Here is a 9,019-nt window from a genome sequence, read left to right as displayed (position 1 = left end):
TTGGTGCAGACGGACCACCCGCCGTGCCGTCCATCGGCTGGTGGTGACGACGGCGGCTGCCGCGTGCAGCGCCGCGCGCTCCCGGGCCCGGCGGTCCGCGACGACCGCCGCGGCGAGCCCGTGCTCGTCGCCCAGCGGCAGGTGCACCAGGACGACCACGCGTACCCGGCCGGTGTGACGGGCCAGGACCCCCGGCGCGGCGCAGGCGACGAGCCCGTCGAGCAGCACCGACCCGCCGTCCGGGACGCCCGTGAGCGCCGCGTCGAGCCGCTCGAGGGCGGCCCGGTCCGGGTCCGGCCAGCCGCCCACGACGGCGATCTCCCGCACGGGGCGGTCGAACGCGGCGCAGACACCGCGGTCGTAGCGGTTCCCGCCGCTCGGCGAACGCGGGTCGTCGATCCCGGCGGGGACGACGACGTGCACCGCACGCCCCGTGGTGCGGGGCGGTGCGGGAGCCGTCACAGGTCCCGCTCGTAGCTCGCCCACGCGACGTGCGACTCGTGCAGCGTCACCGTCACGCCGGTCAGCCCGCCGGCGTTGCCGCCGAGCTTCCCCGCGCCGATGCGGTCGGCGAGCCGGTCCGCGATCGCCCGGGCCAGGAACTCGGTGGTCGTGTTGACGCCCGCGAACTCGGGGTGGTCGTCGAGGTCGCGGTGGTTGAGGTCGGCGAGCGTCTCCGCGAGCTGCGCGGTGGCCAGCCCGATGTCGACAACGATCCCGTCCGGGTCCAGCTCAGGGCGCCGGAAGGTGGCGTCGACGAGGAAGGTCGCGCCGTGTCGCTGCTGCGCCGGTCCGAAGACCTCGCCGCGCAGGCTGTGCGCCACCATGACGTGGTCCCGGACGGTGATGCTGAACAATCGGTCCTCCTGCGTGCGGCGCCCCCTGAACCGGATGTCCAGATCAAAAGCGGGCAATGTTCATGAAACCACCATGCGGGCGACGCGGCGACCGAGCCGCGTCACGGGGTGGCCCGCGCTGGTCACGCGTATGCGCCCGGCTGCTGCGACCTGTCACCGGTGCTGCTCCGAGCGGATGAGGCGTGACACACCATCGTCACCTTTGAGGCAACTGTGTCTCAAGGGCTACTCTCGTGGCGCGATGCGGACACAGCAGCGTCCGAGTCGACCACTACGAGGAGGTAGCCGATGACCACCCACGAGACCCCGATGCCGTCCTGGTCCGAGACCCTGCGGGACGCCGGCCGGCGCACCGGGAACGTGCTCCGCGCGATCTGGGTGGGCATCGACACCTGGAGCGCCGTCACGCACGGCCGCGCCCCGGCCCGTCGCTGACGCCCGTCCCCCGGTGCGGCACGTCCGCGCCGGGGGACGCCGTCGTCCAGGACCGGTCCGCGTCCGGCGGCGCCAGCCGCGGGTGCAGCTGAGCCCAGGCCAGCAGCCCCAGCGCGGCGGCGACGGCGAACGTCCCCGCCGTCCCGATCCGGCCGGCCAGCCCCCCGGCGAGCGGTGAGCCCACCGTCTGGCCGACGCCCAGGGCGAGGCACGCCCACGTGACCGCGCGTGCGGGAGCGCCCGGGAGGATGTGTGCGGCCCACAGGATGCACAGCCCGGTCAGCCCGATGTAGCCGGCACCGAACAGGCCCGCCGAGACGACCGCACCGGCCAGGCCCGGCTCCGGCAGGGCGAGCAGGGCGATCCCGGCCGAGAACAGGGTCCAGACGACGAGCCCGACCGTTCGCAGCCCGTACCGCTGCGCCGCCCGTCCCACCGCGCCGCCGACCACACCGACCACACCGATCGCACACCAGGCGACGGTGCCGACGACCGGCCCGGCGCCGAGCTCGTCGAGCCGCGCGGTCGAGAAGGTCCAGTACGGCGCGCTGACCAGCCCCAGCAGCCCGGCGACGGCCAGCAGCGGCAGCACCCGGTCGTGCCCGCGCTGCGCGGGCGCCGCCTCGGGGACCCCCCGCGGCAGCGACCACGCGGCGGCAGCAGTGACGACGACCGCGACCAGACCGAACCCGAGCCAGACGGCCCGCCAGTCCCCCGGCAGCAGCGGCGTGAACGCGGTCAGCGCGAGCCCCGCCCCGGTGCCGGTGTTCGCCCAGGCCTGTGCCCGGGTGCGCGCGGCCGCACCGACCGTCTCGACGACGAGCTGCGCCACCCCGGGCGTCGCGATGCCGGCCCCGGCCCCCGCCACCACGATCGCGGCACCGAACACCACCACGCCGGGTGCGAGGGCCATGAGCAGCAGCCCCACCGTCGCGGAGACGGCGGCCGCGATCGTGGCGCCGCGCGCCGACCGCGCCGACAGCGCCGGAGCGGCGAGCAGCCCGAGGACGTAGCCGGCCGTGGAGAGCCCGCCGAGCACGCCGACCGCGGCCGGGGTCAGGCCGAACGTCTCGGTGAATCGAGGCACGAACAGTCCGTAGGCGTAGCGGGCGACGCCGTAGCAGAGCGCGATCACCCCGGCGCCGAGCAGCGCGGTGGTCCACCAGGGCCGGTCGGTGGCGGGTGCAGGTCCGGGCCGTTCACAGGTCGCCGTCATGCCGCTAGTGAACAGACCGGTATGTTTTTTTGCAACTCGCGCCGATTGACGGTGTTGTTTCTGCTGCTAAAGTCGGTCAACAGAACAGACCGTTCGGTTTGGTACAGGAGGATGTATGGCACGCACACGGCGCGGCGACGCCGGGGCGAAGGTGCTCGACGCCGCGTCCCGGCTCTTCTACCGGGACGGCATCAACGCGGTCGGGGTGGACACCGTCGCCGCCGAGGCGGGCGTCACCAAGACGGCCCTGTACACGAACTTCGGCTCGAAGGACCGGCTCGTCGTCGCCTACCTGCGGGACCGCGACCGCCGGTGGCAGTCCGACATCGACCGGATCACCGCCGACCACGCGTCGCCGCGGGACCGGATCCTCGCCGTGTTCGACGCCTACGAGACCTGGCAGTCCCGGGAGGGCTTCCGCGGCTGCGCGTTCCTCAACGCGGCCTCCGAGCTGCCGCGCCTCGACCACCCGGCCCGCGAGGTCGTCCGGCACCACAAGACCGCGTTGCGCAGCTACCTGCAGGCCCAGGTCGAGCGGCTGGGGACGGCCGAGCCGGCCCCGGCGCTCGCCGGGGCCCTGATGATCCTTCTGGAGGGGGCTGCTGCGATGGCGGTGGTCGAGCGCGGGACGGGGCCGATCCGCGCGGCCCGGGAGGTCGCCGACGGACTGCTCCCGGCGCCCTGAACGGTCACACCGGGACGGGTCCGTGCGGGTGCTGGTCGTCGACGACGAGCCGGTGCGCGTGGGTCCACCCGTGCACCGACGGGCTGGCGGTGACGACATGGGCGTGGTCGGCGTCGTGGTCGTGGCGGTGCCGCACGAGGTCGGCGCCGGCCGTCGGCCAGACCGTGACCGCCACCCCGAGCGCGACGACGGCGAGCGCGGCGAGGACCGACCAGGTGACCGTCCAGCCGGCCGAGACCGCCAGCCAGCCGGTGAGCGGGTAGGTGACCAGCCAGCAGGCGTGCGAGAGCGAGAACTGCGCGCTGAACAGGGCCGGCCGCTGACCGGGCCCGGCCGAGGTGCGCAGCAGGCGACCGGTGTTGACCATGATCCACCCCGGGCCGAAGCCGACCAGCGCCCACGCGAGTGCCGCGGTCGTCCACGACGGTGCGGCCGCCAGCAGCAGGGTCGCGCCGGCCGCCAGGCAGGAGACCGCCGCGCCGGCCAGCATCACCGTCCGGACCGGAAGCCGCCGGGCGGCCCACGGGGAGGCCAGCGCCGCCACGGCCGTCCCCGCGCCGGACACCGCGAGCAGCAGCCCGACATCGGCTTCGGTGCCCCCGAGGAGGTCGCGGACGACGTTCACCGTCGTCACCAGCGACACCACCCCCACCGCGGCGACGACGGCGTCCAGCGCCAGCAGCCCCCGCAGCTGCGGGACCGCCCGGAACAGCCGGACCCCGAGCAGCAGCCGGGTCGCGAAGCCGCCCTGCGCGCGGCCCGCGACCGGCGGGACGGCCGTCGACGCCACGAGGACCGCGGAGAACACGAACCCGGCACAGGTGCCGACGAACAGCGTCGAGTAGCTCATCACCGCGACGGCCGCCGCGGCCAGCAGCGGGCTCAGCACCGTCTCCGCGCTGCTCGCGAGCTGCGAGGCCGACAGCGCCCCGGCGTAGTCCCGCTCGTCGGGCACGACGTCGGGGACGACCGACTGGAACACGGGGGTGAACGTCGCCGAGGCGACCTGGAGCACCGCGACCAGGACGAACACCTGCCAGATCCCGGTCACCCAGGGCAGGACGAGCACGACCGTCGCGCGGACGGCGTCCGCACCGACCATCAGCATCCGTCGCGGGACCCGGTCGGCGACCGCGCCGACGACCGGCCCGACGACGACATAGGCCACCATCTTGATCGTCAGCGCCGAGCCGAGGACGAGCGCGGCCCGCTCGCCGGCCAGGTCGTAGGCGAGCAGCCCGAGCGCGACCGTCGTGAGACCGGTCCCGGCCAGGGCGACGACCTGGGCCGTGAACAGACGGCGGAACCGCGTGTTCCGGAACAGCGATCGCACTGGCCCTCCCCTGTCGACTGCGGGGACCGTAGAACGATTTCCCGATCGCCCCAACGGATCAGTTGCCAGACGGGAGCAGCAGCCTGCCGGCGTGAACTGCGAGGTGGCGGCGGCATCGTCCCCGTTCCACGAATCCGCAGGTCAACGCGGCCCGTGGCACCGTTCCGGCTGCGAGGAGGTCGCTGTCGCCGTGCACTCGCAGAAGCCTTCCGGTGTCGTAGTGGGCGACGTCACGGCGACGATTCCCGGATTCCGTGCGGAACGGCGGATCCGCCGTTCCGCGGCGCGGCGGGCGGCACCGGCGGTCCGGCGGGGAGGCGTCCGGGTAGGCTCCCCTCAGGCCCTCGTAGCTCAGGGGATAGAGCACCGCTCTCCTAAAGCGGGTGCCGCAGGTTCGAATCCTGCCGGGGGCACGCAGGTCAGAGGCACAACGACGATCCTCCGACCGAATCGCGTGGAGCCATACGTGGCGCGAGTTGCCGCTACGCTCGCACCATGGCGCGACCTCGAGGCGCACGACAGCGGCAGCGTGGAGAGATCCAGACGCTCCCGAGCGGGTCGCTGCGCGTGCGCGTGTACGCCGGCATAGACGCGCTGAGCGGCAAACGGAACTACCTCGTGGAGACTGTCCCCGCCGGGCCCAAGGCCGCGGCGGAGGCCGAGAAGGTCCGCACTCGGTTCGTCCACCAGGTCGACGAGCAGCGCAACCCGCGCACGAAGGCGACGGTCAGCCAGCTCATGGACCGCTACCTGGAGCTCCTCGACGTCGAGGAGACGACCTGGCAGCGCTACGAACAGACGATCCGATGCCACATCCGCCCACTGCTCGGCCATCTCCCGGTCGCACGGCTCGACGGGGAGACCCTCGACAGCTACCAGGCGATTCTCCGCCGGTGCCGAGAGCACTGCGACGGCCGTAGAGTCGTGCAGCACGCTGTGGACGGCCCACACGAGTGCACCGGGAAGTGCCGGCCACACGTGTGCAAGCCGCTCGCGACGTCGTCGATCCGGAAGGTGCACTACTGCCTCAGCGGCGCGCTCGGTCGTGCCGTCCGGTGGCGCTGGATCACTGTGAACCCGCTCGACCAGGCCGAGCCGCCGCGTGGCGCCCGCAGCGAGCCGGACCCGCCGACATCGGATCAGGCCGCGACGATCCTCAACGCCGCGTTCGACGAAGCGTGGTGGGGGACGTTCCTGTGGCTCGCCATGACGACCGGCGCGCGGCGGGGCGAGCTGTGCGCATTGCGCTGGGACCGGGTCGACCTCGATCGGGCCGTCGCCACGCTCCGGACCAGCATCGCACAACACAACACGAAGACGTGGGAGAAGGGCACCAAGACCCACCAGCAGCGGCGGATCGCGCTCGACGCCGACACCGTCGCCCTCATACGTGCCTATCGGGCGCAGTGCGAGGCCGACGCAGCAGCCCTGGGGATCTCGCTGACCACCGATGCTCGCGTCTTCTCGGACGCGGTGGACGGAACCACCTGGCGCCGGCCATCGTCGGTCTCGAACCGCTACGTCCGCATGTGCGCGAGGCTCGGCTGGGACATGCACCTGCATCAGCTCCGGCACTACTCGGCGACGGAGCTCATCACGTCAGGCGTCGACGTCCGGACGGTCGCCGGACGGCTTGGCCACGGAGGGGGCGGTTCCACCACGCTGAGGGCGTACACGGCGTGGGTCGCCGAGGCAGACCAGCGGGCGATGAAGACCGGCGTCCGGATGCCCATGCTCCCGTCGAGCCTCCAACCAGACAGCAAGGCAACACCCTCTCCAGCCGATACTGGGCCGGCCGACGCGGCGGGGAGCCCGTACCAGCAGATCGCCGCCGATCTTCGAGGCGCGATCGTCTGCGGGGCTCTCCGGCCCGGGGACGTACTCCCGACTGTGATCGAGCTGCGGGAGCGCTACGACGTCTCTGCAGGTACGGCGAACCGGGCCGTTGCCCTGCTGCGAGAGGCCGGACTCGTCGAAGTCGGCCGCGGGCGACGAGCCCGGGTCGTCCATGAGCTTCGTGTCCCGGAGAGCCGCGAACGCCGGCCAGCTCTTCGTCAGAGCGGCCGGTCGACACGACGGTAGGCGTCCGTCTACATCTGCGCTTGGTCCGGCAGCGAAGTCCGTTTCGTGACCAGTTGTGTGAACGCGCTCCCGAACTATCCGACCGAGTCGTTCGGCGGCTGGGTCGCGTCCAGCGCGATGTCGAACGCGATGCCGGCCAGCCGGGCCACACGGTCCGGTGTCGTGCTGCGCACCTGGCGCTCACGCATCAGGAAGTCGCGCATATTGGACCGGCGAAGACCCGCGTGCTGCTTTAGGTCCAGCGCATCGAGCACAGTCGGCTCGCCGAAGTCCGTCCCCTCCAGGACCTCGAGTTCGACGCCGTCCACCACCTCGAGCTCGGCCACATCATCGCCTTGTAGGAGCTGGGCCTCATGAGCCCGCTGGCGGAGCGCGGTCAGAGTGATCGGGTTGACCGGGAACCCTTCAGTCAGCACGAGAACAGGGAAGTAGCGACGGGAGCCACCGATTGGACGTCCGGTCAGGCCGGACTCGCGATGTTGCAGGGCATCGATCGTCTGATTGAGCTGCTCGACCTTCCCGATGAGCTTGCTCAGAACGTCTTCCAAGCGCTCCGCCGAGGTTCCGGCCACAGTCTCCCGATTCAGCTGGGAGGATGTCACCTCGAATAACGCCCACCGGCGACCGTCGTCGACGGTCAGGTCACATGTCCGCTGGCCGCCCGTCGGGTTGAGAGCATGGCGGATCTGCTCCTCGTCGAACACCCGAAGACCGTGACGACGACTCTGCTGCTGCAGCGTCTCGCGCACGTACACCTCCCCGAGATGCCCGAGGCAGGAGCGGACGGCGTCCGCCCGCTTCCTCGCAGCCCGATCAGCTCCGAGCCCGTCCGCGACATCAAAGAACGGGAGCCACCCGAAGAACCGCTGCAGAACCAGGCGGGGCCGGACGACGACCATGTGATCGCCGCAGTCGACGACGGGGAACCGCTCGAGGTGGCTGAACTCCCACGTCGGAGCAGCGTTGATGCTCCGGGCCCAGACTCGGAGCTCGGCGGTGCCGCGCATTACGAGGCCCAGCACCCGCTCCGCGGCACCGTTCCGGAGACGCAGTCCCGTCAGATGGTCTCGTCGGATCACCGGCTGTCTCATCAAGCTCGCGGCGTACAGGGCCATACCAACGGCCACGAACTCGTCGACTGAGACCCCGACGGATTGCTCGAACGTCGCCTCCAGGTCCACCACACGCGGGTCGCTCGCGAGCTCGGCCGGGAACTGCTTCCACCGCCGGACGAACTTAGCCATCGTGTGCCGGATGTCCATCTCGCTATGAAAGTGGTGGGTGGCCACGATCTCCCGCTCGATCACCCCAGGCGGACCGGTGCCGATGACCGCATCAAGGTCGGACCCGCCGAGCAGTTCAAGGTCGTCGGCAGTCCCGAGCATCGCGGCCACGACGTTCCCGCTCGCCACTCCTGACAGCCGACAGTCCCCGCTGAAACGGGCCGCGTGTTTCAGCAGAACAAGCAGTACGTGCGGAGCGACTAGCCTTCGTTCGCCTCCGGCGGTGAGACTGCGGATCCGCCTCCAGGCCTGCGGCTGGAAGGCGTCCTCGAGCGCGCCGTCGACCTGCTCGGGCGAGGAGCCACGATCGACCAGACGGAGAAGGCGGGAACAGGCTCCCAGGACCTCGGTCAGCTCCAAACGACGAAGGTGCATGACGACGAGCCCAGGCGGAATCGGCTGGCCGAAGACCTGCGCCCCGGTCAGGTAGGTCGCGATGGAGTCAATAGGAGCGGGCGAGCGGAGGTATTCCATCGGGACGACAAGCCCACTCGAGCGGATCCCGTAGGTGACGCCGAGGCGCGGTACGGCCTCGCCCGGTTCGTACCGTGCCCCCTCGGTCCCGACGGTCAGGAACGCACCGTCGACGCCGGGCGGGAGACCGGTAATGGTCTCCCCCGGCCGCGGGGGACGGCGGATGGGCACCATCCGATGATGGCAGGTCGCCGCGACCGACCTCCGGAGCGCTACATGCGATCCGCTCGGGGTTCGATCACCATCGCCGGCCATCCGCAACTGTCGGGGCCGTCGGCTCCACAGTGCACGACATCCTTGTCCCGGGTCAGGCGTGTAGTGCATCTCCACGGCATCCGCACGGCGATCAACAACGGCGCGCCGGTCTAGCCCCGGTGATTCACGGAGCTGTCGGTTGATCTTGTGATCGAGCAGATTGATCTTCGCTGGGTCAGTTCGGGTGGGCGGGCATGGCGAACGGGCCGGCCTGCTGTTCTGCCGGTGGCTCCCGCCGCTCGTCGTGTCGGGGTGGAAGGTCAACCAGCCGGGATGGGCAGTGTCGCGAGCCGGGTGAACGCGGCGGCGAGGTCGCGGGCCCAGGGCCAGGAACGCTGGATGCGTAGCCATAGTCGGCGTTGTCCGCGGGTGAGGCGGGCGGCGACGTGCAGGAGTCGG

7 protein-coding genes, 1 tRNA gene and 1 pseudogene are annotated in these 9,019 nt (G+C 71.6%); 4 read left to right on the top strand and 5 right to left on the bottom strand.

Features of this window, described 5'->3' with window-relative positions:
- A pseudogene (locus GTW08_RS15450) lies at positions 1–462 on the bottom strand (glycosyltransferase family 1 protein); the annotation flags it as partial.
- A complete protein-coding gene (locus GTW08_RS15445) occupies positions 459–857 on the bottom strand; it encodes a 6-pyruvoyl trahydropterin synthase family protein (RefSeq protein ID WP_073577581.1) in 399 nt (132 codons plus the stop codon). The pseudogene GTW08_RS15450 and the gene GTW08_RS15445, both read right to left, overlap by 4 nt.
- Before the next feature lie 288 nt (positions 858–1,145).
- Between GTW08_RS15445 and GTW08_RS15440 the strand changes: the two genes are divergently transcribed.
- Positions 1,146–1,292, top strand: coding sequence for a hypothetical protein (locus GTW08_RS15440; RefSeq protein ID WP_157818460.1), 147 nt, complete (start codon positions 1,146–1,148; stop codon positions 1,290–1,292).
- Here GTW08_RS15440 and GTW08_RS15435 read toward each other — a convergent pair.
- The gene (locus GTW08_RS15435; RefSeq protein ID WP_073577580.1) at positions 1,261–2,508 is read right to left on the bottom strand and encodes a YbfB/YjiJ family MFS transporter; all 1,248 of its coding nucleotides are present in this window, start codon (positions 2,506–2,508) and stop codon (positions 1,261–1,263) included. The genes GTW08_RS15440 and GTW08_RS15435 overlap by 32 nt on opposite strands.
- Before the next feature lie 115 nt (positions 2,509–2,623).
- Between GTW08_RS15435 and GTW08_RS15430 the strand changes: the two genes are divergently transcribed.
- Positions 2,624–3,193, top strand: a complete 570-nt coding sequence (locus tag GTW08_RS15430) for a TetR/AcrR family transcriptional regulator (protein ID WP_073577579.1) — start codon at positions 2,624–2,626, stop codon at positions 3,191–3,193.
- A 4-nt stretch (positions 3,194–3,197) separates the two neighbouring features.
- On the opposite strand, the gene GTW08_RS15425 is transcribed toward GTW08_RS15430, so the two are convergent.
- A complete protein-coding gene (locus GTW08_RS15425; RefSeq protein WP_073577578.1) occupies positions 3,198–4,526 on the bottom strand; it encodes an MFS transporter in 1,329 nt (442 codons plus the stop codon).
- Between the two features lie 340 nt (positions 4,527–4,866).
- Between GTW08_RS15425 and GTW08_RS15420 the strand changes: the two genes are divergently transcribed.
- Positions 4,867–4,939: transfer RNA gene (locus tag GTW08_RS15420), tRNA-Arg, on the top strand.
- Positions 4,940–5,093: 154 nt separating this feature from the next.
- Positions 5,094–6,608, top strand: coding sequence for a tyrosine-type recombinase/integrase (locus GTW08_RS15415; protein ID WP_346009916.1), 1,515 nt, complete (start codon positions 5,094–5,096; stop codon positions 6,606–6,608).
- Positions 6,609–6,682: 74 nt separating this feature from the next.
- Here the strand turns inward: GTW08_RS15415 and GTW08_RS15410 are convergent, their stop codons facing one another.
- Positions 6,683–8,539 (bottom strand): hypothetical protein, encoded by a 1,857-nt coding sequence (locus tag GTW08_RS15410; RefSeq protein ID WP_161152107.1) that lies wholly within the window; start codon positions 8,537–8,539, stop codon positions 6,683–6,685.
- Positions 8,540–9,019 lie beyond the last annotated feature (480 nt).

Source organism: Pseudonocardia sp. SID8383 (genome assembly GCF_009864975.1).
Classification (GTDB): Bacteria; Actinomycetota; Actinomycetes; order Mycobacteriales; family Pseudonocardiaceae; genus Pseudonocardia; species Pseudonocardia alni.
The sequence above is the reverse complement of the archived record's forward strand: the minus strand, read 5'-3'. Positions and strand labels throughout refer to the sequence as shown.

Bases quoted from the DNA above. Each gene is read 5' to 3' on its own strand.
- GTW08_RS15440 (WP_157818460.1), top strand. From the start codon at position 1,146: ATGACCACCCACGAGACCCCGATGCCGTCCTGGTCCGAGACCCTGCGG.
- GTW08_RS15435 (WP_073577580.1), bottom strand. From the start codon at position 2,508: ATGACGGCGACCTGTGAACGGCCCGGACCTGCACCCGCCACCGACCGG.
- GTW08_RS15430 (WP_073577579.1), top strand. From the start codon at position 2,624: ATGGCACGCACACGGCGCGGCGACGCCGGGGCGAAGGTGCTCGACGCC.
- GTW08_RS15410 (WP_161152107.1), bottom strand. From the start codon at position 8,539: ATGGTGCCCATCCGCCGTCCCCCGCGGCCGGGGGAGACCATTACCGGT.